This is a genomic window from Streptomyces xingningensis (assembly GCF_054957865.1).
In genome coordinates this window covers 1-26954 of record NZ_JBDJPF010000028.1, presented here as the reverse complement: position 1 = coordinate 26954, position 26954 = coordinate 1, and the positions used below count along the sequence as shown (strand labels likewise).

At 70.9% G+C, this 26954-nt stretch carries 26 protein-coding genes and 1 riboswitch; of the genes, 9 read left to right on the top strand and 17 right to left on the bottom strand.

Translation table 11 applies throughout. The features are described 5' to 3' along the window. Positions 1–11 precede the first annotated feature (11 nt). From ABCR83_RS16540 to ABCR83_RS16530, 3 genes are all read right to left on the bottom strand, one after another. Positions 12–1544, bottom strand: coding sequence for an amino acid permease (locus tag ABCR83_RS16540; RefSeq protein ID WP_462695780.1), 1533 nt, complete (start codon positions 1542–1544; stop codon positions 12–14). An 88-nt stretch (positions 1545–1632) separates the two neighbouring features. Further along, entirely contained in the window at positions 1633–2619 is a 987-nt protein-coding gene (locus ABCR83_RS16535) for a hypothetical protein (RefSeq protein WP_462695779.1), read from the bottom strand. Positions 2620–3124: 505 nt separating this feature from the next. Then, positions 3125–4480 carry a peptidase C39 family protein gene (locus tag ABCR83_RS16530; RefSeq protein ID WP_462695778.1) on the bottom strand — a complete coding sequence of 452 codons (1356 nt, stop codon included), beginning with the start codon at positions 4478–4480 and terminating at the stop codon, positions 3125–3127. 152 nt (positions 4481–4632) lie between these two features. Between ABCR83_RS16530 and ABCR83_RS16525 the strand changes: the two genes are divergently transcribed. Beyond that, positions 4633–5247 (top strand): uridine kinase family protein, encoded by a 615-nt coding sequence (locus ABCR83_RS16525; protein ID WP_462695777.1) that lies wholly within the window; start codon positions 4633–4635, stop codon positions 5245–5247. 491 nt (positions 5248–5738) lie between these two features. Beyond that, entirely contained in the window at positions 5739–7604 is a 1866-nt protein-coding gene (locus ABCR83_RS16520; protein ID WP_462695776.1) for an AAA family ATPase, read from the top strand. Positions 7605–7735: 131 nt separating this feature from the next. On the opposite strand, the gene ABCR83_RS16515 is transcribed toward ABCR83_RS16520, so the two are convergent. From ABCR83_RS16515 to ribD, 10 genes are all read right to left on the bottom strand, one after another. Continuing rightward, positions 7736–8848: a hemolysin family protein gene (locus tag ABCR83_RS16515; protein WP_462695775.1), complete on the bottom strand. Its 1113-nt coding sequence runs from the start codon at positions 8846–8848 to the stop codon at positions 7736–7738. After that, entirely contained in the window at positions 8845–10182 is a 1338-nt protein-coding gene (locus ABCR83_RS16510; RefSeq protein WP_462695834.1) for a hemolysin family protein, read from the bottom strand. The genes ABCR83_RS16515 and ABCR83_RS16510 overlap by 4 nt, the downstream gene beginning before the upstream one ends. A 201-nt stretch (positions 10183–10383) precedes the next feature. Next, positions 10384–10830, bottom strand: coding sequence for a PH domain-containing protein (locus tag ABCR83_RS16505; RefSeq protein ID WP_462695774.1), 447 nt, complete (start codon positions 10828–10830; stop codon positions 10384–10386). 39 nt (positions 10831–10869) lie between these two features. Further along, positions 10870–11718, bottom strand: coding sequence for an ATP phosphoribosyltransferase (gene hisG, locus ABCR83_RS16500; protein ID WP_462695773.1), 849 nt, complete (start codon positions 11716–11718; stop codon positions 10870–10872). 61 nt (positions 11719–11779) lie between these two features. Further along, positions 11780–12049, bottom strand: coding sequence for a phosphoribosyl-ATP diphosphatase (locus tag ABCR83_RS16495; protein ID WP_462695772.1), 270 nt, complete (start codon positions 12047–12049; stop codon positions 11780–11782). Positions 12050–12108: 59 nt separating this feature from the next. After that, positions 12109–12594 carry a 6,7-dimethyl-8-ribityllumazine synthase gene (gene ribH / locus ABCR83_RS16490; protein WP_462695771.1) on the bottom strand — a complete coding sequence of 162 codons (486 nt, stop codon included), beginning with the start codon at positions 12592–12594 and terminating at the stop codon, positions 12109–12111. A 39-nt stretch (positions 12595–12633) separates the two neighbouring features. Next, entirely contained in the window at positions 12634–13914 is a 1281-nt protein-coding gene (locus tag ABCR83_RS16485; protein WP_462695770.1) for a bifunctional 3,4-dihydroxy-2-butanone-4-phosphate synthase/GTP cyclohydrolase II, read from the bottom strand. A gap of 49 nt (positions 13915–13963) precedes the next feature. After that, the gene (pnuC, locus tag ABCR83_RS16480) at positions 13964–14632 is read right to left on the bottom strand and encodes a nicotinamide riboside transporter PnuC (protein WP_462695769.1); all 669 of its coding nucleotides are present in this window, start codon (positions 14630–14632) and stop codon (positions 13964–13966) included. Continuing rightward, positions 14629–15225, bottom strand: a complete 597-nt coding sequence (locus tag ABCR83_RS16475; protein WP_462695768.1) for a riboflavin synthase — start codon at positions 15223–15225, stop codon at positions 14629–14631. The genes pnuC and ABCR83_RS16475 overlap by 4 nt, the downstream gene beginning before the upstream one ends. Before the next feature lie 2 nt (positions 15226–15227). Next, a complete protein-coding gene (gene ribD, locus ABCR83_RS16470) occupies positions 15228–16328 on the bottom strand; it encodes a bifunctional diaminohydroxyphosphoribosylaminopyrimidine deaminase/5-amino-6-(5-phosphoribosylamino)uracil reductase RibD (protein WP_462695767.1) in 1101 nt (366 codons plus the stop codon). Between the two features lie 169 nt (positions 16329–16497). Continuing rightward, positions 16498–16628, bottom strand: a riboswitch (FMN riboswitch). A 166-nt stretch (positions 16629–16794) separates the two neighbouring features. Between ribD and ABCR83_RS16465 the strand changes: the two genes are divergently transcribed. Beyond that, on the top strand, positions 16795–17988 hold the full coding sequence (locus tag ABCR83_RS16465; RefSeq protein WP_462695766.1) for an MFS transporter: 1194 nt from the start codon (positions 16795–16797) through the stop codon (positions 17986–17988). A gap of 94 nt (positions 17989–18082) precedes the next feature. Here the strand turns inward: ABCR83_RS16465 and ABCR83_RS16460 are convergent, their stop codons facing one another. Further along, positions 18083–18814 carry a hypothetical protein gene (locus ABCR83_RS16460; protein ID WP_462695765.1) on the bottom strand — a complete coding sequence of 244 codons (732 nt, stop codon included), beginning with the start codon at positions 18812–18814 and terminating at the stop codon, positions 18083–18085. 221 nt (positions 18815–19035) lie between these two features. Here ABCR83_RS16460 and ABCR83_RS16455 point away from each other — a divergent pair, with 221 nt between their 5' ends. Next, positions 19036–20439, top strand: coding sequence for a uracil-xanthine permease family protein (locus ABCR83_RS16455; protein ID WP_462695764.1), 1404 nt, complete (start codon positions 19036–19038; stop codon positions 20437–20439). A 104-nt stretch (positions 20440–20543) separates the two neighbouring features. Then, entirely contained in the window at positions 20544–21236 is a 693-nt protein-coding gene (locus ABCR83_RS16450; protein WP_462695763.1) for a DUF5995 family protein, read from the top strand. Positions 21237–21243: 7 nt separating this feature from the next. Here the strand turns inward: ABCR83_RS16450 and ABCR83_RS16445 are convergent, their stop codons facing one another. The 3 genes from ABCR83_RS16445 to ABCR83_RS16435 form a co-directional block, all read right to left on the bottom strand. After that, positions 21244–22959, bottom strand: a complete 1716-nt coding sequence (locus ABCR83_RS16445) for a flavin monoamine oxidase family protein (RefSeq protein WP_462695762.1) — start codon at positions 22957–22959, stop codon at positions 21244–21246. 65 nt (positions 22960–23024) lie between these two features. Further along, positions 23025–23825 (bottom strand): carbon-nitrogen hydrolase family protein, encoded by an 801-nt coding sequence (locus ABCR83_RS16440; protein WP_462695761.1) that lies wholly within the window; start codon positions 23823–23825, stop codon positions 23025–23027. 140 nt (positions 23826–23965) lie between these two features. Continuing rightward, positions 23966–24421, bottom strand: a complete 456-nt coding sequence (locus ABCR83_RS16435; protein ID WP_462695760.1) for a MarR family winged helix-turn-helix transcriptional regulator — start codon at positions 24419–24421, stop codon at positions 23966–23968. 168 nt (positions 24422–24589) lie between these two features. Between ABCR83_RS16435 and ABCR83_RS16430 the strand changes: the two genes are divergently transcribed. From ABCR83_RS16430 to ABCR83_RS16415, 4 genes are read left to right on the top strand one after another with little or no spacing between them, the layout of a single operon-like run. Next, the gene (locus ABCR83_RS16430; protein WP_462695759.1) at positions 24590–25069 is read left to right on the top strand and encodes a DUF2269 family protein; all 480 of its coding nucleotides are present in this window, start codon (positions 24590–24592) and stop codon (positions 25067–25069) included. 29 nt (positions 25070–25098) lie between these two features. Further along, positions 25099–25935, top strand: coding sequence for an alpha/beta fold hydrolase (locus ABCR83_RS16425; RefSeq protein WP_462695758.1), 837 nt, complete (start codon positions 25099–25101; stop codon positions 25933–25935). Between the two features lie 15 nt (positions 25936–25950). Next, the gene (locus ABCR83_RS16420) at positions 25951–26373 is read left to right on the top strand and encodes a cupin domain-containing protein (RefSeq protein WP_462695757.1); all 423 of its coding nucleotides are present in this window, start codon (positions 25951–25953) and stop codon (positions 26371–26373) included. After that, on the top strand, positions 26360–26791 hold the full coding sequence (locus ABCR83_RS16415) for a GNAT family N-acetyltransferase (protein WP_462695756.1): 432 nt from the start codon (positions 26360–26362) through the stop codon (positions 26789–26791). The genes ABCR83_RS16420 and ABCR83_RS16415 overlap by 14 nt, the downstream gene beginning before the upstream one ends. The last annotated feature ends 163 nt before the right edge of the window (positions 26792–26954 follow it).

Here is a 26954-nt window from a genome sequence, read left to right as displayed (position 1 = left end):
GGCCGCGAGACCTACGAACGGAGCGGATCGGGCCGGCCGACCGCGCCGCCCTCGTGCACGGGGGCGTTCTTGGGGTGGTTGGGATTGAGGAACCACCTGCGGGCGGAGACCAGCCACCACAGACCGGCGAAGCCGAGCACCACCGCCACCGCGACGGGCGCGTAGTTGAAGTTCTCCATGGTGACCGGGGAGACCTGCGGCAGCATGAACAGCACGGTGATGATCACCACCCAGCTCACCGCGATGACCCCGATCACCTTGGACCAGCGGCCCAGGTGCCAGGGCCCGCGCTCGAACCGCTCGCCGAGGCGCAGCCGCAGGAAGGTGGGGATGACATAGGCGATATAGAGGCCGATGGTGGCGATGCTGGTGACGGCCGCATAGGCGGTGTCATTGATCAGGTAGGGCAGACCGAGGACGAACGCTCCGCCGGCCGCGAGCCACACCGCGTTGGTGGGGGTGCGGGTGCCCGGGTTGATCTGGTGCCAGACGCGGGAGAACGGCAGCGCTCCGTCCCGGGAAAAGGCGTAGATCATCCGGGAGTTGGCGGTGACGGACGCCATGCCGCAGAACAGCTGGGCACCGATGATCACCAGGAGCAGGGCCTTGCCGCCGGCCACGCCGAGCGCGTCGAGCAGGATCTGGGCCGGGGGCACGCCGGTGTCCGAGTCGACCGAGCCGCCGTAGTTCTGGATGGCGAAGGTCATGCCGATCAGCAGGACGAAGCCGGCGATCCAGGACGTCCAGATGGAACGGACGATGCCCCGGGGGCCGGCGGTGGAGGCGTCGTTGGTCTCCTCGGTCATATGCGCGGAGGCGTCATAGCCGGTGAACGTGTACTGGGCCATGAGCAGCGACAGCAGGCCGACATAGAACCCGGAGTGCCAGCCGGACTGGTTGACGAACTTGGTGAAGACAAAGGAAGCCGACTGGTGGTGGTCGGGCACGATCGCCAGGGCGCCGACGATGACCAGCACGCCGACGACGTGCCACCACACGCTGACGCTGTTGAGCACGGCGACGATCCGCACGCCGAAGGTGTTCAGCGCGGCGTGCAGCAGCAGGATGATGCCGAACAGGGTGATGGTGTGGCCGGGGGTGGCCGAGAAGTCGAATTGCAGGTCGAGGTAGGCATTGAGGAAGGAGGCGGCGCCGAAGTCGACGCCGGCGGTCACCGCGATCTGGCCGAGGACGTTGAACCAGCCGGTGAACCAGGCCCAGGCCGCCCGGCTGCGCTCCGGGGCCATCTTGTGGGCCCAGAAGTACAGCCCGGCACTGGTCGGGTAGGAGGAGCAGACCTCGGCCATGGCCAGGCCCACGAACAGGGTCATCAGGCCGACCCCGATCCACCCCCAGGAGATCATGGCGGGGCCGCCGGTGGTCATCCCGTACTTGTACATCGTCATGCAACCGGACAGAACCGAAATGATCGTGAACGAGACCGCGAAGTTGGCGAACCCGCTCATGCTGCGGGCCAGGGTCTGCCGGTAGCCGAGCTGGGCGAGGCGTTCCTCGTCGGAGACGCCGGGGACATCGAGTGGCACGGAATCCTCTTCCTTGATCAAAGGTCCGCTGAGGGGGACGGGGGCAGGACAGGTGGACAAGGCGGGGCCGGCCCGGGCCGGAGCGGGTTCAGCCGGGCCGGGGCGGGTTGGACGCGACGGCGCGCGCCGCCCAGGTGCGGTGCCGCAGGAACAGCTCGCGCGGTTCTCCGCAGTAGGACCAGGGCGCATCGAGGGCGTAGGGGCCGATCGCCGTGAACACCTCGTGCGCCTCGGCGTGCCGTCCGGCGAAACCAAGGGCGTGGGCAAGGTAGTTGGCGTCGTCCGCGAACTGGGCGTGCGGCCGCGGGGGGCGGAACCGCCACCAGCCGTCCAACACCCGGTCGATATGGGGGCATTCATTCCAGGGGTGGATGGTCAGGCCGTAGATTCCCCCGTCGGTCTCCATCCGGTGCCGGTGCGACTCGGCGAGCGCCACCAGGGGGAGCACCGCGAGCGGCAGGCCGCGCGGAGCCGTCTCGGCCCGTTCCTGCGCCCAGTGGAACATCTCCCCGCCGGTGCCGTGGTTCCGGTCGAAGAGGTAGGTCAGCACCTCGTGGTGGGCCTCCCGGTTGTAGGGATCGCGGGCCGTCACCTCCTCCCAGACCTGCTGCAGCAGCTGCCGGTTGGGGGCGTGGACGCGCAGCAGGGCGAGCAGCACGACCCAGGGCGAGGGGTCCGCGGGCTCCGCCTCGGCGGCGGCCACACAGCTGCGCCATGCCTCCTCCATCAGCTCCCGGCCGTCGGCCCGTCCGGCGATCATGGAGCGCACCGCCTGCACATGGGCCATCAGCGCCAGTGCGTCGGCGGACCCCGGTTCGGCCCGGGCCCAGGTCTCGGCGAAGCGCAGGTTCGCACCGGCCCGGGCGAGCACCTGCAGCCGGAAGATCCGCCGGTCCCAGTCCCGGCCGGTGGAGGCCAGCAGGTCGCGCAGGCCCTCCCAGCGGCCCATCCCGGCATCCTCCATCGCCGCGCGCAACGGGAGGTCGCCGCGGGCCGGATGCCGGTCCAGGGTCACCTCGGCGGGTTCGGGCGACCGTGCGCGTCTGGCCCCCAGGCCAAATCTTCGACGCTCCATACCGCGCGCCCCTTCCTGCCTCACTGTCGGCTGCCGAACGGTCCAAATGGTGCGAAGTACAGGGTGGTTCGCCCCGCCTGAGCAGCCTGGAAAGCCGTCCGGACGAGCAGGTGATCGATGCGCACCATGGTGAGGACGACGGACCGCCGGGCCGACGGCCCGGCTTTTCGACATGGGCATGTGCCCCAATGCGCTTTATTCGCGGGGCAATTACCGGACGAGCCGCCTCTACCGAGTGACGGGTCCTCGTCAACCTCGGTGCGGGGCCACAGCTTATACATACATCCGTGCGATGTTGTCACCGTGACCAAATCAATATCTGCGCGACAGATTTGACGGTGCCGTCAACGCCCCGACCTCACTACTTCAACCAGTGGTTGACATGGCAGTGCGGACTCTAGGGTCTGCCCGAGCAGAACTCAATGCCCTTTTCGATAAGGGAACATGACAATCGAGGAACGCCTGACCGCATTCCCGTGGCCGGCCGCGGTCAGGTTCCGTCCGCTCAGCGGATTCCCAACCTCCGCAGGGCGCGCTGTCGTACCGGCGAGAGGTCGACGGGGAAGTAGAGGTAACACACCCCGCCCGAGCCGCTCCTGACCCGGCCCTGCGCATCATGACGCTTGGTCCTCAGCCAGATATTTTCGAACTGTCGCCTTTTGTACACGCGTTGGACCACTGCATCCGACGCGCTCGCCGGGTCGTTGACGATCACGTCCCCGCTCCCGGTGAAGCCGACCACGCACATCAGGTGCCCCGCCGTGCCATAGCCCGCCCCGTCGAGCTCCGAGGCCAGGAAGGACTGGGAGGTGATCACGGGGATCCCGGCCCGGATGAGCCGCTCGGCGTCGCCCAGCGAACGGAGCCGGGTGACCACGCCCTGCAGATCGTGGTAGGTGGCGGCGTACGCGGCGTTGAAGGGCCAGTTGCCGCAGCCCCGGTACTGGTGGTCATAGGTGAAGCGGGCCGCGTGACAGACCTGGGGGTCGGCGTACGAGGGGTCGACCCAGGCGAGGTCCGCCGCGGTGGGGCGGCGGCCCCAGTACTCGACGGCCATCTGCGAGGAGGTCGGACTGCACCACGCCTCACCGCCGTTGTCGTACTGCGGGTACTGGCCCTTGTGGATCTCCTGGGAGTACCGCGGCACCACCAGTCGGCACCCCGCCCCCTCCCCCGGCCGCGAGGCGGGCACGGTGAAGCGGTCGGGGATGTCGGAGCCCATCGCGCCCAGCCGCCGGACCAACGGGGTGAGCCGGGTGCCGGGTCTGCGGAAGAGGCTGAGCCGCAGCGCGTACGAGGCCAGCCGCAGCCCGCTCGCGGGGTCGACGGCGAGGGTGTCCGTGGAGACGCTGCTCTTCTTGTCGCCCTGCCCGTCGACGGAGGTGCGCCGGATGTCGCCGTCCGCGTCACCGGACGTCCAGCGGCCGAGGACGTACCACGGGGTGCGGGTGTGGTCGGTGTAGGTGCCGCGCACCTCCACCTGGAGCCAGGTCCCGGCCGGGGTGCGGGCGTTCCAGGAGGCGATGACCTCGGTCGCCGGGGCGGGCAGGGTGCGCACCGGTGACACCCAGGTGGCGTACTCCCACGAGGAGGTGGTGCGGGTGTGCGGGTCGGTGTACTCGAAGGTGCCGACGGGACGGCCGATGGCCAGCCCGGGGCGCCGGCCCGCGAGGGCCCGGGTCCCGCTCGCGGTGCCGCTCCGCCAGTCGGCGAGGGTGGTCCAGGCGTGGTAGTCGACGGAGCCGTGGGGCGGTGCGGGGCGGCCGCCGACCGCGAAGGCGGCGGACGCCCGGGAGACCGGGGCGGCGGCGGCCACCGCGAGAGCGGAGGCGAGCACGGTGCGGCGGGGAGTGCTGGACATGGCGTGGATCCCTCGGTCGGCAGCACGGTGAACGGATCAGGGAACAACAACGGGCAGCTCGGTCCGGCCGGACCACTATCCCCGGTCCGGCACTCCGCACGCCAGTGATGTGCAGCGCGGCGCGTCCGCCGGAGGCCGCCTAAGGTGGCCCGGTGAGTGAACCGTTCCCCCCGTACCCTCCCGGCACCGGTGCCCTGGACGCCCTCGCCCGGTGGCTGCCGACGCTCTCCCCCTCCGTGGGGCCCGTACGGCTGGTGGCCGTGGACGGGCATGCCGGATCCGGCAAGACCACCTTCGGCGAGCGGCTGGCCGGGGCGCTGGGCGGCGCGCCCGTGCTGCATCTCGACGACCTCGCCACGCACGAGGAGTTGTTTGAGTGGACCGGCCGGGTGAGCGAGTGGATCCTGGCCCCGCTCTCCGGGGGCCGGGCGGCTCACTACCGGGCCTACGACTGGGCGGCCCGCCGGTTCGGGGAGGAACGCCGGCTGGCGGCGGCTCCCGTGGTCCTTCTGGAGGGCGTGGGCGCCGGGCGCCGGGCGCTACGACCCCACCTTGCGTGCCTGATGTGGATGGAGTTGCCCCATGAGCGCTCCTGGGAAAGGGGTCAACTCCGCGACGGCCCCGGGCAGACCGATTTCTGGAACGGCTGGAAGCGAGCGGAACGCGACCACTTCACAACGGATCCCTCACGTCCGCATGCCGCAATCCTGGTGCAACAGTGCCCCGGGGGATACAAGTTGCTGCCCGGGCCTCATGGGACGGCCTGAACACCCCTTATCCCTACGCTCCGTAGCCGGTGTACCGGACGGCGGCGTCCGGCGCCCGAACGATCGCCGTCGAGCGCCCCAACTCCGCTTGACCCCGGGGGCTTACAGGACTTACGTTCTGAATGAGCGGTCGGCAAAGGCCGCTTGTCCAGACGCGAGGCCCCCGGTTGTTCCCCCGTGACCGGGGGCCTCGTACTGTCCCGGCCGGGCGCTTTATGAGCTTTGCTCCGCGCCGGCCCCGCCCCGGGTCACCCACAGTGACCACTCTGCGGGGCGCTTTCCGAGGCGCCCGGTATCGCCGTGGAGCCGCGAACAGCGGTACGGCACCCTACGGCCGACGCCGATTGCGCAGGTACGATGCGAGGCGGCGCACCCCGCCGGGGGCGTCGACTGCGCTCTGATCAACTCCCGTCCACAGAAGAGCGGTTCGGAAAGGAGCGGCCGGGCACTCGCCCGGCGGCACGCTACGGGGCAGGTTTGTGGGGGATGTGATGGACTTCGGCACTCAGGGCCCGCCCGCCCCGGCTGACCTCGCCTGGCTGCGCGCCGTGGACGCCTACACCATGGGCGCCTATGCGCAGGCCGAGGAGGAGTTCCGGACGGCGGTGCGAGTCGACCCGGGGATGGCCGACGCCTGGCTCGGCCTGCACGCGCTGCGCGCCGAGACCTCCACCGCCCTGCTGCGCATGCACCGGCACCGCGATCGCTTCGGCCAGCAGCGCACCCGCCACCGGCGGCCCCTGAACTCCTGGTACTGGCTTGGCTGGTGGGTACAGCCGGTGCTGGAGAGCCGCCGCGATCTGCTGCTCGCCCATGCCTCGCACTGGCTCGACGGCCGTCATGTGCCCGAACTGGACCGGGCACTCGCCGACTGCCCGCCCATCGAGACCGACCCACAGGTGCGCTTTCTGCACGCCTGCCGCGCCTACCTGGTCAAGGACTGGGAACAACTCGTCCGGCACACCGACCCCTTACTGGACGACACCCTGCTCGGCATCGAGGCGGGGCTGTTCGGCGGCATGGCCCGGGTGCGGCTGGAGATGTACGGGCAGGCCGAGCCGCTGCTGGCCACCGCGCTGATGCGCTGCCGCAGCGAGCAGCCGCAGCGCAAGGAGCTGCGCTACTGGCTGGCCCGCGCCCACGAGGGCACCGGGCGCAGCGCCGCCGCCCTCCCCCTCTACCGCGCCGTGCACCGCGTCGACCCCACCTTCATGGACACCTCGGCGCGGCTGACCGCCATCGCGGACGGGGACGGCCTGGACGACCACCCGGACCTGACCCTGCCGGCCCTCGCCGGCCCGGGCCAGGAGGGCACCCAGCCGGCGGGCGACCAGGAGACGCAGCCCTCGGACGTCCTTACCGGCACCGAACTCATCGGCCCCGCCCCCGGTCTGGCCGACAACGTCCGGGAGAAGATCCGCGTCCCGGCCCAGCCCGTCCCCCAGCCGCCGCCCGGCCCCTCCGACCCGGTGCTGCTGGCGAAGGCGCTCGCCGAGCTGGAGCGCATGGTCGGCCTGGAGCCGGTCAAACGGCAGGTGCGGGCGCTGTCCGCGCAGCTGCACATGGCCCGGCTGCGGGCCGGTCAGGGCCTGCCGGTCCAGCCGCCCAAACGGCACTTCGTCTTCTCCGGCCCCTCGGGCACCGGAAAGACCACGGTCGCCCGGATCCTGGGACGCGTCTTCTACGCCCTGGGCCTGCTCGGCGGCGACCATCTGATCGAGGCCCAGCGGGCCGACCTGGTGGGCGAGTTCCTGGGGCAGACGGCGGTCAAGGCGAACGAGCTGATCGACTCCGCGCTCGGCGGGGTGCTCTTCGTCGACGAGGCGTACAGCCTGTCCAATGCCGGCTACAGCAAGGGCGACGCATACGGCGACGAGGCACTGCAGGTGCTGCTCAAACGCGCCGAGGACAACCGGGACCGGCTGGTGGTGATCCTGGCCGGCTACCCCGAGGGCATGGACCGCCTCCTCGCCGCCAACCCGGGCCTGGGCTCCCGCTTCACCAGCCGGGTGGACTTCCCCAGCTACCGCCCGCTCGAACTCACCGCCATCGGCGAGGTGCTGGCCGCGGAGAACGACGACACCTGGGACGAGGAGGCGCTCGAGGAGCTGCGCAGCATCAGCGGCCATGTGGTCGACCAGGGCTGGATCGACGAGCTGGGCAACGGCCGCTTCCTGCGCACCCTCTACGAGAAGAGCTGCGCCTACCGGGATCTGCGGCTGTCGGGCTACCCGGGCACGCCCGGCCGTGACGACCTCGCCACCCTGCGGCTGCCGGACCTGATGCAGGCATACGGCGAGGTTCTGTCGGGCCGCAGGCCGAAGCTGCGCGACGCCCAGGACCCGCCGACGGGCTGAATGCCGTGCCCGGGCGCGCCATTCAGCCCGTCCGGCGTTTGAGGCTGAGTCCGATGTGCGGCTCCGCCGCGTGGTGCGGCGAAGCCGCATTGCGGGGGTCCGGGGGCGCAGCCCCCGGAAGAAACGGGGCCTCACCCCGCGGCCAGCGCGCCCTCCTCCCGCGGAACCCGGGGGTCCGACACCCGCCCGGGGAGCGGGGACAGCACCGCTCCGGCCCCCCGGTGCGCCGGATCCCGCACCTCCCCGACCAGCATCTCCAACACATCCTCCAGCGCGACCAGCCCCAGCACCCGCCCCGACGCATCGGTGACCGCCGCCAGATGCGCGGCCGCCCGCCGCATCACCGTCAGGGCGTCATCGAGCGGCAGCTCGGCCCGCAGGGTCTCCACCCGCCGCCAGATCCGCTGGGGCACGGCCCGGTCCCGGTCCTCCAGGTCCAGGACGTCCTTCACATGCAGGTAGCCCATGAAGGCACCGCCGGGAGCGCACACCGGGAAGCGGGAGAAGCCCGTCCGTACGGTCAGCTCCTCGACCTGCCGGGGGGTGACCGACGGCTCGACCGTCACCAGTGCCGCCGGGTCCAGCAGCACGTCCGTGACCGGGCGGCTGCCCAGCTCCAGCGCGTCCTCCAGGCGTTCCTGCTCGGCCGGTGCCAGCAGTCCGGCCTGCCGGGAGTCCTCCACCAGATGGGTGAGCTGCTCGCTGGTGAACACCGCCTCGACCTCGTCCTTGGGCTCGACCCGGAACAGCCGCAGCACTCCATGGGCACACGCGCCCAGCAGCCGGGTCACCGGGTGGCACAGCCGTGCGAAGGCGACCAGCCCGGGCCCCAGCCACAGCGCCGCCCGGTCGGGGGCGGACATGGCCAGGTTCTTCGGGACCATCTCCCCGATGACCAGGTGCAGGAAGATCACCAGGGCCAGGGCGATCACATAGCCCAGTGGGTGGATGAGCCCCTCGGGCAGCCGTGCGGCGAGGAACAGCGGTTCCAGCAGTCGGGCCACGGTCGGTTCGGCGACCGCCCCCAGCGTCAGGGAGCAGATCGTGATGCCGAACTGGGCCGCCGCCATCATCTGCGGCAGGTTCTCCAGCCCGGTCAGCACCGTACGGGCCCGGCTGGAGCCCGCGGCCGCGCGCGGTTCGATCTGGCTGCGCCGCACCGACACCAGCGCGAACTCGGCGCCCACAAAGAAGCCGTTGGCCAGTACCAGCAGGGCGGCGAAGAGAAGCTGGAGCACGCTCATCGGGCCTCTCCCTGCCCCTTGGCCCCACCGGTCCGTACGATCCGGACCCGTTCGGCCCGGTGGTGCCCGACCTGGCGCACCGACAGCCGCCAGCCGGGCAGTTCCGCGGCGTCCCCGGAGACCGGGATGCGCCCCAGCAGGCCGGCGACGAGACCGGCGACGGTCTCGTAGGGGCCGTCGGGAACCTGCAGGCCGATGCGGAGCAGGGCGTCGACGCGGCAGCCGCCGTCGGCTTCCCACGCCAGGCGCCCGTCCTCGCAGGAGACCGGGGCCAGGTCCGGGCGGTCCGCGTCCGCGTGGTCGTGCTCATCGCGGACCTCGCCAACCAGCTCCTCGACGATGTCCTCCAGGGTCACCACCCCGGCCGTGCCCCCGTATTCGTCGACGACCACGGCTATCGGCTGCTCGCTGCGCAGCTGTTCCAGCAGCGGCTGCACGGGCAGGGTCTCGGGGACGAGCATGGGCGGCACCGCGATCCGCCCGACGCGCGTGCGCAGCCGTTCCTGGCGGGGTACCGCCAGGGCGTCCTTGAGGTGGACCATGCCGACGACCTCGTCCAGCCGCTCGTGGTAGACGGGGAAGCGCGACAGGCCGGTGGCCCGGGTGAGGTTGAGGACGTCCTCGGCGGTCGCGTCCGCCTGCAGGGCGCTGACCTTCACCCGGGGGGTCATCACATGCTGGGCGGTCAGCTCCCCCAGCGAGAGGGTCCGTACGAACAGGTCGGCGGTGTCCTGTTCCAGGGCGCCGGCCCGCGCCGAGTGCCGGGCGAGCGAGACGAGTTCGCCGGGGGTGCGGGCCGAGGCCAGCTCCTCGGCGGGTTCCACGCCCAGGGCCCGCACCAGCCGGTTGGCGACCGCGTCGAGCAGGGTGATCACGGGGCGGAAGAGGTGGGCGAACAGGCTCTGCGGGCGGGCGACGAAGCGCGCCACCTGCAGGGGCCGGGACACCGCCCAGTTCTTGGGCACCAGCTCGCCGATGACCATCTGCACCGCCGAGGCCAGCAGCATGCCGGTCACCACGGCCGCGCCGGGGGCGGCACCGGCCGGCAGTCCGGCCGCGCCGAAGGGGCCGGTGAGCAGCCGGCCGAGGGCCGGCTCCGCGAGCATGCCGACCACCAAGGAGGTGATGGTGATGCCCAGTTGGGTGCCGGAGAGCTGGAAGGAGAGCTCGCGCAGGGCCTCGACGACGGTCCGGGCGCGGTGGTCGCCGTCCGCCGCGGCCCGTTCGGCCTCCGGCCTCTCGACGGTCACCAGGCCGAACTCGGCGGCCACGAAGAAGCCGTTGGCGAGGATCAGGAGCAGTGCCGCGGCAAGCAGCAGAAGAGAAACGGTGATGCTCATGACGCCGCCTCACGATGCGGGGCGGCGCAGGTACTACCGGACGATCCGTCCATCCCGGAGGGATTCACTCCTCGGTTCGCAGGTGCCCCGCGGGGCCGCGCGGGACGCGGCGGATGGTGCGGCGGGGCCGGGCGGGTGGGTGCCCGTGGGCAACAGAGTAATCAAGGAATCCGGAACGGGGGCGAGCGCCCGCCCTCAGGTCGCGGACCGGGCGGTGCCATGCTCCTGGACGAGTGCGCTCAGCGCCCGGGCGGCGGCGATGGCCTGCTGCTTGGCGAAGCCGGTCTGGATGCCCATGACGGGCAGCGAGGTGCCGTCGGAGAGGTCGAGGTGCACCCAGGAGTCGCCGGGGCGCAGATTGACCCGCACGATCTGGGCCCACTCCAGCCTCCGCACCGTCGTCAGATTGACGACGGTGACGCCCTCCGGAGCGGCGACCACCTTGGGGCGGCTGAGCAGCGTCAGAACACCGAGGCCCAGCAGTCCGGCGCCGATGAAGGTGACCTGGTCACCGGTGGTGAAGGCCTTCTGCAGGAAGGACACCGTAGTGAGCACGGCGAGCAGCGCGCCGCCGATGCCCAGCAGCACCACCCGGGTGCGGATGGGGCGGAAGGTGACCGGCAGCGGGGGGAGGCTGGACACGTCCTACGTTCTTTCGCGAGTCGGCGGGCCGGAAGCGGGTCAGAGGCGGCAGGCGTGAATGCCGGTGGTCAGGATGGCGCGGGCACCGAGGTCGTAGAGCTCGTCCATGATGCGCTGGGCGTCCTCGGCCGGGACCATCGAGCGGACCGCGACCCAGCCCTCGTGGTGCAGCGGGGAGACGGTCGGCGACTCCAGTCCGGGGGTGAGCGCGACGGCGCGCTCCACCTGCTCGGCGCGGATGTCGTAGTCCATCATCACGTAGCGCCGGGCGACCAGGACGCCCTGCATCCGGCGGAGGAACTGGCGCACCTTGGGGTCGTCGGCCGGGGCTCCGGCGCGGCGGATGACGATGGCCTCGGACTCCAGGATCGGCTCGCCGATCACCTCGAGGCCGGCGTTGCGCAGGGTGGTGCCGGTTTCGACGACATCGGCGATGATCTCGGCGACGCCGAGCTGGATCGCGGTCTCGACGGCCCCGTCCAGGTGGACCACCTCGGCGTCCACACCGTTGTCGGCCAGGTGCTTGGTGACCAGGCCGGCGAAGGAGGTGGCGATCGTCATGCCGCCGAACTCGCCGACGTCCTTGGCCGTGCCGGGGCGGGTGGCGTAGCGGAACGTCGATCCGGCGAAGCCGAGCCGCATGATCTCCTCGGCCTGGGAGCCCGAGTCGAGCAGCAGGTCGCGGCCGGTGATGCCGATGTCGAGCTTGCCGGAGCCCACGTACACCGCGATGTCGCGGGGGCGCAGGAAGAAGAATTCGACGCCGTTGGCGGCGTCCACCAGGACCAGCTCCCGGCGGTCCTTGCGCTGCCGGTAACCGGCCTCATGGAGCATCTCCGACGCAGGCTCGGAGAGGGAACCCTTGTTGGGGACGGCGATGCGCAGCATGAGGTCGGTTCCTTTGTGCTTGTGTGCTTGGGGGTTGTGGTGCGGGGTGCGGACGGGCGGATCAGAGGTGGGCGTAGACGTCGTCCAGCGAGATGCCCCGGGCGACCATCATCACCTGAAGGTGGTAGAGGAGCTGGGAGATCTCCTCCGCGGTGGCCTCGGCGCCCTCGTACTCGGCGGCCATCCACACTTCGGCGGCCTCCTCGACGACCTTCTTGCCGATGGCATGGACCCCCTTGCCGACCAGTTCCGCGGTACGGGAGGTGGCGGGGTCGCCGGAGGCCTTCTGCTGGAGCTCGTCGAACAGCTCCTCGAACGTCTTCTTGGACATGGTGGTCCCACCCTACGCCCGCGGCCGGAGGCCGCTGCCGCCCAGGGTCGGCCTCGGGGTCAGTGCCAGGGTTCCGAGACCGAGCGCAGGATCACCGCCGTGGCGATGGCGGCGGAGACCGCCTCGTGCCCCTTGTCCTCGGTGGAGCCCTCCAGACCGGCCCGGTCCACGGCCTGTTCCTCGGTGTCGCAGGTCAGAACGCCGAAGCCGATGGGGACTCCGGTGCTGACACCGACCTGGGTCAGTCCCTGGGTCACGCCCTGGCACACATAGTCGAAGTGCGGGGTGCCGCCGCGGATGACGACGCCCAGGGCGACGATCGCGTCATAGCCCCGGCCGGCCAGCACCTTGGCGACGACGGGGAGCTCAAAGCTGCCCGGGACGCGCAGCAGCGTCGGCTCGTCGATGCCGAGCTCGTGCAGGGCGCGCAGGGCACCGTCGACCAGGCCGTCCATGACCTTCTGGTGCCACTGCGCGGCGATCACGGCCACCCGCAGGTCCTGACAGTTCTTCACACTCAGCTGGGGCGCGCCCTTGCCGCTCATTGCTCTCCTCGGGTTGCTCGTGCCGTTGGCCCGGCCGGCTCACTGGTTGTCGCAGGCGGACACCTGCTCGGCGTCCAGCCAGGGCAGGTCGTGCCCCATCCGGTCCCGCTTGGTGCGCAGGTACCGCAGATTGTGCTCGCCGGCCGGGGCGGGCATCGGCTCCCGGCCGGTGATCTTGAGACCGTGCCGTTCCAGGGCCATGGTCTTGTCGGGGTTGTTGGTCATCAGCCGGACCGAGCGGACCCCGAGGTCGGTGAGGATCTGCGCTCCGGCGGCGTAGTCGCGGGCGTCGGCGGGCAGGCCCAGCTCGAGGTTGGCGTCCAGCGTGTCGTGGCCGTTCTCCTGCAGCTCATACGCCCGCAGCTTGGACAGCAGGCCGATGCCGCGGCCCTCGTGGCCGCGCAGATAGAGGACGGCCCCGCGGCCCTCGGTGGCGATCCGTTCCAGGGAGGCCTGCAGCTGCGGGCCGCAGTCGCAGCGCAGCGAGCCGAAGACGTCGCCGGTCAGGCATTCGGAGTGGACGCGCACCAGGACGTCCTCGCCGTCGCCGAGGTCGCCTGCGACCAGCGCGATGTGCTCGACGCCGTCCCGGATGGAACGGTAGCCATGGGCGCGGAACTCCCCGAAGGCGGTGGGCAGTCGGGTGCTGGCCTCGCGACGGACGGTGGGTTCGGAGGATCTCAGATAGGCGATCAGGTCCTCGATGGAGATGATCGACAGACCGTGCCGCCGGGCGAACGGGATCAGTTCGGGCAGCCGCAGCATATGGCCGTCCTCGCCGGCGATCTCCACGATCGCGGCGGCCGGCCGCAGTCCCGCGAGCCGGGCCAGGTCACAGCCGGCCTCGGTGTGGCCGGGGCGGACCAGGACGCCGCCGGGCTTGGCCCGCAGCGGGAAGACGTGCCCGGGGCGGACGAAGTCGCCGGGCACGCTGTCGGCGGCGGCCAGCAGCCGGATGGTGGTGGCGCGGTCGGCGGCGGAGATGCCGGTGTCGATGCCGTGTGCGGCGGTGGCGTCCACGGAGACGGTGAAGGCGGTGCGCATCGTCTCGGTGTTCTTCTCGACCATCTGCGGCAGCTCGAGGCGGTCGATGTCCTCCGCCTCCATCGGCATGCAGATCAGACCACGGCACTCGCTCATCATGAACGCGAGGATCTCGGTGGTGGCCAGCTCGGCGGCGACGACAAGGTCGCCCTCGTTCTCCCGGCTCTCGTCGTCCACCACGACGACCGGCCGGCCGGCCGCGATGTCGGCGATGGCGCGCTCGACCGGGTCGAGGGCCGCTTCCCCGGTCACGGGCCGGCTCTGCGGGGCGGTCATGGGGTGTCTCCTTCGGGTTGTCGGGACGGCCGGGGCGCTGCAGCGGGGCTCATGAGGCCGACGCGAGCGAGGGCTCCGGGGCCGGCGCGGACCGGGCACCGGCCCGGGAGCGCAGCCACCAGTCGCGCATGCCCCACAGGACGAGGCCGAGGTAGAGGACATAGACCAGGCCGGAGAAGGCGAGGCCGCTGGAGAAGGCGAGCGGCATCCCGACCACGTCGACGAGCAGCCAGGCGAACCAGAACTCGACGAGCCCACGGGCCTGGGCGACCATCGCGGCGAGCGTGCCGACGAAGATGTAGGCGTCCGGCCAGGGGTTCCAGGACAACTCGGGCAGGGCCTTGAACAGGGCGCCGACGGCCAGCGTGCCGACGGCGGTGCCGGCCAGCAGCAGCACCCGCTCGCGCCCGGTGGCGAAGCGGACGGCGACGGCGCCGCCCTCGCTTTCCCGCCCCCTGCGCTGCCACTGCCGCCAGCCCCACAACGAAACTCCGATGACCAGGAGTTGCTTGCCCACACCACCGCTGAGCTGGGCAGAGGCATAGGCGACGACAAGGATGGCGCCGGACAGGAACTGCGTGGGCCAGGTCCATATGGAGCGGCGCCAGCCCAGGGCCAGGGCCACCAGGCCGCAGCTGTTGCCGATGACGTCGGACCAGATCATCTGCTGGCCGAAGACCGAGAAGGCCTCGCTGCCGAGCCAGTCCACGGCGTTCACTCTTCCCCCCTGGCGAGCATCCGCTCGACATACTTGGCGATCACATCCATCTCGAGGTTGACCGGGTCACCGGGCTGTTTGACGCCCAGGGTGGTCAGGGCGAGCGTGGTGGGGATGAGGCTGACGGTGAAGTAGTCGTCCCCCGCCTCCACCACGGTCAGGCTGATGCCGTCGACGGTGATGGAGCCCTTGTCCACGACATAGCGGCCGAGCTCGGCGGGGAGCGAGATCGTCACGATCTCCCAGTGCTCGGCGGGCACCCGGTCGACGATGGTGCCGGTGCCGTCCACATGCCCCTGGACCAGGTGGCCGCCGAGGCGGCCGCCGAGTGCCATGGGGCGTTCCAGGTTGACGCGGGAGCCGGGGACGAGCGCGCCCAGGCTGGAGCGCTTGAGGGTCTCGGCCATGACATCGGCGGTGAACTCGCCGTCGGCGGTGGTGACAACGGTCAGGCAGACGCCATTGACCGCGATCGAGTCACCGTGCTTGGCGCCGTCCGTGACGACCGGGCCGCGCAGCCGGAACCGGGAGGCGTCACCGAGGTTTTCGACGGCGACGATCTCACCGAGTTCTTCGATGATTCCGGTGAACACTGTCAGTTCTCCTCGGGAGCAGGGGTGGCGGTGGCGGTGATCCGTAGGTCCGGGCCGAGCCTGGCGACGTCGGTGACGTGCAGGCGCAGCGCCCGGGCGATGGTGCCGATTCCGGCGTCGCCCAGGGCGGCGGGCCCGGCTCCGAGCAGTGCGGGCGCGAGATAGCCGACGACCCGGTCGACGGCACCGGCCGCGAGAAAGGCACCGGCGAGCATGGGCCCGCCTTCCAGCAGGACGGAGCGGACGTCTCGCGCATACAGCTCGGCGAGCAGCGCCGGGACGGCGATGTGCCCCCGGTCCAGGGGCAGTCGGGCGATGCCGGCTCCCGGCAGGTGACGGGTGTCCGCGTCCGGCCCGACGGCGATCAGCGTCGGCGCCGCGTCGTCGAGGACCCTGGCCGTCGGCCGGATCGAGGCGGTGGTGTCCATGACGACCCGCAGCGGCTGGGTGGCCCCGTCGATGCCGCGCGCCGCGAGGTGCGGGTCGTCGGTGCGCAGGGTGCCGGAGCCGACCACGACGGCGTCGGCCTCGGCACGCAGCCGGTGCGCATCGGCGCGGGACTCGGCGGAGGTGATCCAACGGCTGCTGCCGTCGGCGGCGGCGCTGCGCCCGTCGAGGGTGGCGGCGTACTTCCAGACCACGAACGGGCGCCCGCGCGCCATGGAGGTGAGCCAGGCGGCGTTGCCGGCCGCGGCCTCCTCGGCGAGGAGGCCGCCCTCGGTGTCCACACCGGCCGCGGCGAGGGTCCGCGCTCCCCCGGTCGCGGTGGGGTTCGGGTCGGCGACGGCATAGACGACGCGGGCGATGCCCGCGTCGAGGAGCGCCCGGGAACAGGGCCCGGTGCGGCCGGTGTGGTCACAGGGTTCGAGGGTGACGACCGCGGTGCCGCCCCGCACCTCCCGGCCGGCCGTCGCGGCCGCGCGCAGCGCCTCGACCTCGGCGTGCGGCCCGCCGGCCCGCCGGTGCCGGCCCGCTCCGGCGGTGCGGCCGTGTGCGTCGAGGATGACGCAGCCGACGACGGGGTTGGGACTGGTCGCACCGAGCGAGCGAGCGGCAAGCGCGATGGCGCGTCGCATCGCGTCTGTTTCGGTCGCGGTGGCCACCGGGGTCCTCCTGCCTCTTCGGGGCATGGACTCCGGGGCTGTCGAATCGACAGGAAAGCGGGTGCACTACACCGTCGGACCCCCAGGGGGATCCCACCGACGCCGCGCTATGGACCGCTCTCGGGAGCGGTCGCCGGAACCGGCGGCTGTGGTGCCGATGTGATGCCCGCCGCGCACTGCCTTCCATCCGGACTTTGACCGTCGGTCCAGGAATTTCACCTGGTCAACCGGCCGCTGGCTGCGGACGGGTCGCGGACTGTAACCGCCGGTTCGGAGTTTCACCGACCCCGGAGTGCGCTGCGTGAGTTGATCTCTTGCTGGTACATGGCGTCTGACCTGCCGAGTTGGCAGGTGCGACGGCACCGAGGGTACGTCGGGGGACGGCGCGGTGTCCACGGGGACTTGACAAGGTGGGGCAGCTCACGTTGGTTGCAGGGAGCGGCCGGAGCGGGAGGGGGCAGTCTGCATGGGGGGTTCCGCCGAGCAGCGGGTGCGCCGGGCGCGGTTCGCCGTGGCCGCCGTCTTCGGCGTTCATGGCGCGGTCTCCGGCAACTTCGCCACCCGCATCCCCTGGATCCAGGAGCATCTGGGCCTCGGCACCGGGGGGTTGGGCCTCGCCCTCGCCTTCCCCGCGGTCGGCGCCTCGTGCGCGATGCCGCTGGCGGGCCGGATCAGTCACCGCTTCGGTTCCCGGGCCGCGCTGCGCGGGCTGCTCGCCCTGTGGTGCGCGTCCCTCGCCCTGCCCGCCCTCTCCCCCGGCCTGGCCGTCCTCTGTGCCGCGCTCGCGGTGTACGGGGCCGCGTCCGGGATGGCCGATGTCGCGATGAATGCGCTGGGCGTGGAGACCGAGGAACGCCTCGGCCGTTCGATCATGTCCGGTCTGCACGGGATGTGGAGCGCGGGAGCGCTGGTGGGTGCGGCGGCCGGCACGGTGGCCGCGCACGCGGGGGCCGATGCTCGCGTCCATCTGACGGTCGCGGCCGCCGTCCTGGTCCTGCTGGGCGCGGTGGCCTGCCACTGGGTGCTGGATCTGCGCACGGCGGCCGAGGAGAACCCGCCGCCACGCTTCGCCCTGCCCCCGCGGTCCGCTCTGGTCATCGGTGCCGTCGGCTTCTGCGCCGTCTTCGCGGAGGGGGCGAGCCTGGACTGGTCGGCGGTCTACCTCCGCGATGTCATGGGCTCCGACGCCGGCCTCGCGGCGGCCTGCACCACGGCGTTCTCCTGCACGATGGCCCTGGCCCGGTTCGCCGGCGACGCCGCGGTCCGGCGCTTCGGCCCGGTACGGACCGTACGGACGGGTGGCGTGCTGGCCACCGCCGGCGGGCTGCTGGTGATCACCGCCCCGGGCCCGGCGCAGGCCATCGCCGGTTTCAGCCTCATCGGGCTGGGGATCGCCGTGGTCGTCCCGCTCGCCTTCGCCGCGGCCGCCCGCAGCGGCCCGGCGCCCAGCCAGGCCATCGCCGGGGTCGCGACGATCACTTACACCTCGAGCCTGATCGCCCCGTCGGCCATCGGGCAGATCTCCCATGCCACTTCGCTCACCGTCTCCTTCGGTCTGGTGACGGTACTGGCCATGGGCCTGACGGTGGCGGCCGGCGTGCTGCGCGTCCCGGCCCGCCGCGCCGAGGGCCCGCGGCCCGTCTCCGTCCCCAGGCCCTGACCCGTCCGGACATGCCACCGCGGGCCGCGTGACGGGCACACAGCCCGGACACGCGGCCCGCGGTGGAAGGGGGGGTCAGACGAGAACCGTCGGCTCAGAGAGCGATACCGAACAGGTTGAACTCGGTGTGGCGCTCAATGTGGCGGCAGTGGCCACCACCGTGGTGACCCCAGCCCTCGTTCCGGTCGCGGTCGCAGTCACGGCCACGGTCCTTCCAGCCACGGTCGCCCTCGTCACGGCCCCAACCGCCCTCGTGGCGGCCGCGGTCGCAGTCATCGCGACCCCAGCGCCCCTCGTGACGGCCACGGTCGCAGTCATCGCCACGGCCCCAGCGGCCCCAGCCGCCATGGTCGCAGTCCTCACGGCCCCAGCGACCCTCGTGGCCTTCACGGCCCTCGTGGCCCCAGCCACCGCCCCAGCCACCCCAGCCCCAGTTGTTGTGGTGGTGGCCCAGGCGGAGGATGCCGAAGATGTTCCAGCGTTCCCAGCCGCAGTCCTCTTCGCGGTTCCAGCGGCCGTGGTCGCAGTCATCGCGGTCACGCCAGCGGCCGCGGTCACAGTCGTCCCGGCCGCGGTCGCAGTCCCGGTCACGGTCCCGGCCCCGGTCGCAGTCACGGCCACGGTCCCGGCCCTTGTCCCGGTCCCGGCCCTTGTCCCGGCCACGGTCCCCGTGGTCCCGGCCATCACGGTCGTGGTCGCCGTCCCAGTTCGTCGCCTGACCCGCAGACGGCGAAGGCGGCGCGGCCTGAGCCACCCCGGCGGCCGGAACGATGACGCCCGCAGCAACGATCGCGGCAGCCGCAGTGCGGCCGACGAGCTTACGCATGTATGTCTCCTGGTTTGCAGGAAATCGGACATCGAGACCCATACCTCGTGCTGACGGGCGATCAGCCGGCGGTCACGGCCATACAGTCTTACGGGGCGTTAATTGGGCCGATCGCAGCAGCAGGCCGCGTGCGGCGCGGGAGCCCACCGCCACGGGAGGCACCCCATATCTCCCCTTAACATCAATGCGGATCACCACATCGAGCACTTTTGGGAGCAAACATGGGCCTGGGCGTGCGCTGGACCCTGCACGGCGACGGGCGCACTCCCGCCCCCGGGGCGGTCGTCAGACCGGATGAACGGCTCTCCTGGCCGCGCACCGCGGGCCTTGGCGCCCAGCATGTGGTCGCCATGTTCGGCGCCTCTTTTGTCGCTCCCGTCCTGATGGGCCTGGATCCCAACCTCGCCATCATGATGTCCGGGGTCGCCACGATCCTCTTCCTGCTCGCCACCCGCGGCCGGATCCCCAGCTACCTGGGGTGCAGCCTCTCCTTCGTCGGCGTCGCCGCGATCATCCGGGCCCAGGGCGGCGACAGCGCGGCCGTCACCGGCGCGATCTTCGTGGTCGGCGGCGCGCTGCTGCTGAGCGGACTGGCGGTACGGAGGTTCGGCGCGCGGATCATCCACGCCGCGATGCCGCCCGTGGTGACCGGCGCGGTGGTCATGCTGATCGGCTTCAATCTGGCTCCGGTCACGGCCGCCACCTACTGGCCGCAGGACCAGTGGACGGCGCTGCTCACCATGCTCGTCACCGGGCTCGCCGTGGTCTGTCTGCGGGGCTTCTGGTCCCGGGTGGCGATCTTCCTCGGGCTGCTCTTCGGCTATGCGGTTTCCTGGGTCTTCGACCGGGTCTTCGGCAAGATCCACTCGGTGCACGGCGGTGCCCGGGCCACCGACCACTGGCGGCTCGACCTCTCCGGGGTCGCCGAGGCCGACTGGATCGGCCTGCCCTCGCTGCACACCCCGAGCTTCGGCTGGTCGGCGGCGCTGGTGGCGTTGCCGGTGGTCATCGCGCTGATCGCCGAGAACGCGGGCCATGTCAAGGCGGTCGGCGAGATGACCGGCGACCCGCTGGACGACCAGCTGGGCACCGCGATCTCCGCCGACGGCGCGGCGACCATGCTCTCCACCGCGGTCGGCGGACCGGCCAACACCACCTACTCCGAGAACATCGGCGTCATGGCGGCCACCCGGGTGTACTCGACCGCCGCCTACTGGGCGGCGGCCGGATTCGCCCTGCTCTTCGGCGTCTGCCCCAAGTTCGGCGCGGTCGTCGCGGCCGTGCCGGGCGGAGTGCTGGGCGGCATCACCGTGATCCTGTACGGCATGATCGGCCTGCTCGGCGCGCAGATCTGGGTGCACAACAAGGTGGATCTGCGCAACCCGCTGAACCTGGTGCCGATCGCGGCGGGCATCATCATCGGCGTCGGCGGCGTCAGCCTCAAAATCAGCAAGAACTTCGAATTGAGCGGCATCGCGCTGGGCACCCTGGTGGTCCTCACCGGCTACCACGTGCTGCGCGCCCTGGCCCCGGCGCACCTCAAGCAGCAGGAGCCGCTGCTGGACGAGGGGACGAGCGGGTATGACGGCTCGGCGGGCGACGCCGCCAACTCGCCCGGCTCCTAGGGTCCCAGGGCTCCTGGCGGTCCTATCACCCGCCTTATCACCCGTTCCGGTTAATCAGTCCCCCGATTCGCCCACACTCCGTGCCCGTATGTCACTCTCCGTATATGACGACGGTGCGAGCACAGCCGGCGGCTCCCGCCGGCATCGACTGGGTATTGGCGCGGATGCGGGGCCTGGAGGCCGAGCTGCCCCCGCGCGATGGGGTGGCGGTCTTCAACCGGCTCTATCTGGCGGTCACCGAGGAGGTGGGGCGGCGGGTGGCGGCCGGCCGGTTCCACGACCGGCTGGCGACCACCGAGCTGGACGTCCTGTTCGCCGGCCGCTATCTGAAGGCCGTCGACCGGGCGGCCGGGGGGCAGCCGACGCCTGCCTGCTGGCGGCCGCTGTTCCAGCTGCGCGGCCACCCGGCCGTGCGGCCCGTGCAGTTCGCGCTGGCGGGCATCAACGCACACATCGGCCACGACCTCCCGCTCGCCCTCGCCGACACCTGCCGGGCCCTCGGCGCCGAACCGCCCGAGCTGGAGGGCGACTTCGACCGGATCGGCGAGCTGCTCATCTGTCTGGAGGAGCGGATCCGCGAGGAGCTGATACCGGGCCCGGAGCTGCTGGATGTGGCCGATCCACTGACCCATCTGCTGGGTTCATGGACCCTGGAGGCGGCCCGGGGCGCCGCATGGGCCGCCTTCCGTACACTCTGGGCGATGCGCGAACTACCCGATCTGGCCGAGGAGTTCACGGACCACATCGACGCGGGCGTCGGGATGGTGGGGCGCTGTCTCCTCACCCCGCTGGGCTGAACCGCCGTCAGTCCTCCGGAAGCGCCACGGGGGCGATCTCGTCGTAGACATCGCCCGGGCCGGGGTTCACGGCATCGGTCCCACCGCCAAAGTGGTGCATCACGCCCCACACGGCATTGAGCGCGGTCTGCACGGCGCCCTCGGCCCAGCCCGCCGTCCAGGAGATGTCGTCGCCCGCGAGGAAGATGCCGCGCTTGTCCTCCGGCAGGCGGTCCTGCATGAAGTGGGTGAACAGGCGGCGCTGATAGCGGTAGTGGCCGGGCAGATTCGCCTTGAACGCGCCCATGAAGTAAGGCTCGTTCTCCCAGGAGATGGTGACCGGGTTGCCGATGATGTGCTTCCGGATGTCGACATGGGGGTAGATCTCGCCAAGCGACTTGAGCATGACCTCCATGCGCTCGTTCGCCGACAACGGCAGCCACTTGAGGCTGTCGTCGCACCAGGTGTACGAGAGGCAGATGACGGCGGGCTTGTCCGGCCCGTCGTCCAGCAGATAAGTGCCGCGCGTCATCCGGTCGGTGAGCGTCATGCTCATCACATCCCGCCCGGTCGGCTCCCCGCTGTCGTCGACGGCCTTGTCCAGCCAGAACGGCCGGTCCACCGGCACAAAGAGTTTGGAGGACTCCATGTAGTGCGTGCGCTCCACCGCCGTCCAGTGGTCGATGGGGAACAGCTCGTCATCGCACTGGATCTTCGACAGCAGCATCCAGGACTGCGCCGTGAAGACCGCCGCCCGGTAGGTGCGGATATCACCGGACGCGTCGGTCACGGTGATGCGATTGCCCGCCGTGCGGTGCAGACGGGTCACGGCCGGGCGCGGGTCACCGCCGTGCAGCGATGCCAGCGAGGTGCCCGGCGCCCAGTGGACGGTCTTCCGTGGCTCGCGCTCCCACAGCCGCAGCGGCAGCTGCTGGCTGCCGCCCTCGATCCCCCGGTGGTGATCGTCCGCCTCGGTGTAGACGACGCGCAGGATCTCCAGGATGGAGTTGGGGAAGTCGGTGTCCCAGCCACCCGTGCCAAAGCCGACCTGACCGAAGATCTCCCGGTGCCGGAAGGAGGCGAAAGCCGGTGAATCGCACAGGAAGCCATAGAAGGTCTGGTTGTCCAGCTTCTCGACCAGCTTGGCCCAGATCTCGCGGATGCGCGGCACATCGCGCTCCCGCATGGCGCGGTTCATCTCCGAGAAGTCCGCGCCCTCCTCCAGGCAGGCGTTCCAGGCGGCCGCCACATCACGGTAGACCTGCGGCAGATCGTCGATGGTCTCGGCGTAGTGGGACTCCCCCTTGAGGTCCACGACCGTGGAGGGAGTGGCCGAGGACAGCGGGTTGGGGAACGGCCGGGTCGTCAACCCCACCAGATCGATATAGTGCTGCAGGGCGGTCGAGGACGGCGGGAAGCGCATGGCGCCCATCTCGGCCGTCAACTCGCCCTCGGTTCCCTCGAATCCCACGGTCCGCAGCCGCCCGCCGATCTGGTCCGCCTCATAGACGACCGGCTTGAGCCCCATCTTCATCAGCTCATACGCGGCGATGACGCCGGACAGCCCACCGCCGATGATGGCGACCTCGGTGCCGTGCTCGGTGGCCGGTATCTGTCCGAGGCCCGCCGGGTGGGCGAGGAAGTCGTCATAGGCGAACGGGAAGTCCGGGCCGAACATGGTGATCGGCGGCTCGTCCTGTTGAACCTGCTCGTCGTGGACGGCGGTGGGCACCGTGGACGTCATCGGCTGGACTCTCCTACTGACAGGGGGTGTTGGGGGGTGGGCGGGCGCCCCTCGGGAGCACGCGCTCAGACGAGCGAGGTGTACAGCTCGGGGCGGCGATCGCTCAGATAGGTGTTCTCGGCGCGGGATGCCTTGAGCAGTCCGGGGTCGGCGTCGGCGATGATCAGGTCTTCGCCATGGCCCGCCCGCGCCCGTACCGTCCCATCGGGCGCGGCGAGGCAGGACAGTCCGGCGAAGGTGAACTCCCCCTCGACGCCACACCGGTTGGCATAGGCGATATAGAGCTGGCTCTCCCAGGCCCGCGCCGGGACGACCGTCTGCGGCACGATCTCATACGGCCGCATCAGCGCGGTCGGCACCAGCAGTACCTCGGTACCGGCTAGCGCATGTGCCCGTACGGGCTCCGGGAACTCGATGTCGTAGCAGGTCAGCAGGCCAAGCCGGACACCGTCGAAGTCGGCCTGCACCACCGGCTGCCGACCGGGGGTGAAGTGGGTGGTCTCGTACTCACCGAAGAGATGGGTCTTGCGGTAGTGGGCGAGGCGCTCGCCGTCCGGGCCGATGAGCTGGGTCGAATTGAAGAGCACCGCGCCGTCGCGCTCCGGATATCCATAGGCGATGGCGAGTCCCTGCCCGGCGGCGATCCGGGCGACGGCCTCGGCGCTCGGGCCATCGGCCCGCTCGGCACGCTCCCGGACCGATGCGCCCAGCGCATACCCGGTCAGATACAGCTCATTGGTGAGCAACACCCGCGCCCCGCCCTCGGCGGCCCGCCGCGCTGCGGCGGCGAGTGCGTCCAGGCTGGCGGCGGTGGAGGCCGGAACACCACTGGGGCCTTGGTACAGCGCAATACGCAGCGGCGTCATGGGGCCTCTTTTCCAACCGGGGTTTTCAACCGGGAGCGGGCAGAAGATGAGCTTTCGGGCAAGATTTCGTTAAACGCCTTGACGGTACGGCCCGCGATCTCGGCTCGACAAGGCGCCGATGTTGCGCGTAACCGGTCGAATCATTGCGCTTTCCGCCGCCTTTGCGGTGATTCATTGCGCGGGGGCGCATCGGCGCCGCCTCCGAAGCCGAGGTTGACGAAGAGGCGCTTCAGCGCCGAGGTCAGGGCGGCACGCTCATCGGCCGACAAACCGGCCAGCAGCGCCCCCTCCGACTCGGCGAGGGTGCGCCGCATGTCGGCCAGCATCCGCCGGCCGTGGTCGGTGACCTGGAGTACGGCCGTCCGCCCCCGCCCGGCGGGGGTGGAGCGGGCCACTGCCCCCAGCTTCTCCAGTTGCCGGACGGTGGCCTGCATGCTCTGCGCCGTCACTCCGGCCCGGCGGCCCAACTCGCTGTAGGACAAGCCGGGTTCATGGGTGAGATGCCCCAATGCGCCCATGAGCCGGAGCGAGTGCCCCTGCGGGGCGAAGGCCCGGTTGACCTCGTCCTGCGCCATCCGCCCGGCTCCGATCAGCATCAGCGCAAAGGGAGGAGAACTCCCCTCGTCCCCGGCCAAGTCCGTGCCACCCGCTCCCATGTCGTACCGCAGCGCGATCGGCGGGCCCCGTGTCCGGCCCGCCGCACCCGGATGCTAGCGTCCCGCTTGTTTAAGCCGGACTGAAACTGACGGGAGCGGTACGCGCCCATGACCAAGCTCATGCTCAGCCTCCATGTCCTGGCGGCGATCATTCTGATAGGCCCCGCCACGGTCGTCGCCAGCCTCTTCCCGCGCTACGCCCGGCAGGCCCTGGCCCCGGATGCCGACGGTACGGCCATCGTGGCGGTGCGGCTGCTGCACCGCATCACCCGCGTCTATGCCGCCGGTTCCGTCGCGGTCCCCGCCTTCGGGGTGGCCACCGCCCAGCTGATGGGCGACCTGGGCCAGACCTGGCTGATCATCTCGATGGCGCTGACCGCGATCGCGGCGGTGCTGCTGGCGTTCTCGGTGTTCACCCAGGACGCGATCATGGACGCACTGGACGAGCGCGACAACAACCCGGCCGGTGTGGGAGCGGTGGCCGCGAGGCTGTCACGGCTGCCGATGACCACCGGACTCTTTGCATTGACTTGGGTGATTGTGACTGTTTTGATGATCGTTCGCCCTGGGTCGACCACGGGGGCCTGAGCCCGGGCACGATCGGAGGAACCCCACCCATGAGTGAGTGGCAGCTGACCCAGTCCTTCGCCAGTACGTCGGGCGAGGTCCGCTGGGACCGTCTCGGCGAGCCCACCGACCGCCCTCCGGTCGTGCTGCTGCATGGCACGCCCTTCTCCTCGTACGTCTGGCGGGCGGTCGCCCGGTCGCTGGCCCGTGATCACCAGGTGTATGTCTGGGACATGCCGGGCTATGGGGCATCGGCGAAGTTCGACGGCCAGGACGTCTCCCTGGCCGCCCAGGGCCGCGTCTTCACCGAGCTGCTCGCCCACTGGCGGCTCGCCGAACCCCTGGTGGTCGCCCATGACTTCGGCGGTGCGGTGGCGCTGCGCGCGCATCTGCTGCATGGCGCCGCGTACCGGGCGCTGGCCCTGGTCGATCCGGTGGCATTGGCGCCCTGGGGCTCGCCCTTCTTCCGGCTGGTCGGCGAACACTCCGCCGTTTTCGAGCAGTTGCCGCCCGCACTGCATGGTGCGCTGGTGCGTGAGTATGTCGGTTCGGCGAGCCATCGGGGGTTGCACCCCGCGGTGCTGGACCGGCTTGTCGAGCCCTGGCTGGGCGACAGCGGACAGCCCGCGTTCTACCGGCAGATCGCGCAGGCGGACCAGCGGTACACGGATGAGATCCAGGGGCGGTACGGCGAGATCTCGATGCCGGTGCGGGTCTGCTGGGGAACGGACGATGCCTGGATCCCGGTCGAGCGCGGGCGCGAGCTCGTCTCCCGGATTCCGGGCGCATCCTTCGAACCGATCGCCGGCGCGGGGCATTTGGTACAGGAGGATGCGCCTGCGGAGCTCATGGCCGCGCTGGGAGAATTCCTGCGCGCGGTTGACTGAGGGGTGCCACGGCTCATGAACGACAGCACCTATACCGGCAATGCGGGCAGGGACGCCGCACTCGACCGAGGATGGCTCCTCGGGCACTTCAAGGACGCCGGCGATCCTCGCCACAGCGAGGCCGTGGAGATCAAATGGGGCGTTCATCCGCCCGGCGACGAGCGCACCCAGTGGGTGCGGGGCGAGGAACGAACGGCCCTGCTCGTGCTCATCAGCGGCCGCTTCCGCGTCGAGCTCCCCGACCGCAGCGTCCTCCTGACACAGCAGGGCGATTACGTCGTGTGGGGCCACGGAGTCGACCACTCCTGGTTCGCGGAGGAACAGTCGGTGGTGCTGACCGTCCGCTGGCCGTCCGTACCCGGCTACGCGGCGCCCAGCGGCAAAGCACTGGCGTGCGGGGAAGGCGCCTGGTTGGGTGATCGCCATGAAGACCATTGATCTTGAGCCAAATGATGTGCGCCTGGCGGCCGAAGTGCTGCCCGTCCTCCGCCAGCTGCGTCCGCACCTCACGGAGGAGCTCTTCCGCGAGATCTACGCCGAGGGCCACGCACAGGGGCTGCACTTCACGGCGGCCTACGATGAGGACGATGTGTGCATAGGGGTGGCCGGCTGGCGCATGATCGTCAACACCAGCGCAATCCGCCAACTCTATGTCGACGACCTGGTGACAGCCGAGAACTCCCGCTCCAGCGGAGTCGGACATCACCTCCTCTCCTATCTGGAGAGCAAGGCCCGGGAACACGGCTGCCACTCCCTGCACCTGGATTCCGGCACCCATCGCACCCACGCGCACCGCTTCTACCTGCGGGAGCGCCTGGACATCGTCGCCTTCCACTTCGCCAAGGGGCTGGACTGACGGGTCACCGGATGCCGGATTTGACTTCTCCCCCCTCCTGAAGGAGGGGATTCTCACGGCTCGCGCCGTGAGGGTTTCTGCTTCATTGCCGACTGCCCGCCCGGAGTTCTCCGTTGAGGTCTTACACCGGCTCCGCAGACTGTCACCGCCAGCCCGGCGGCCT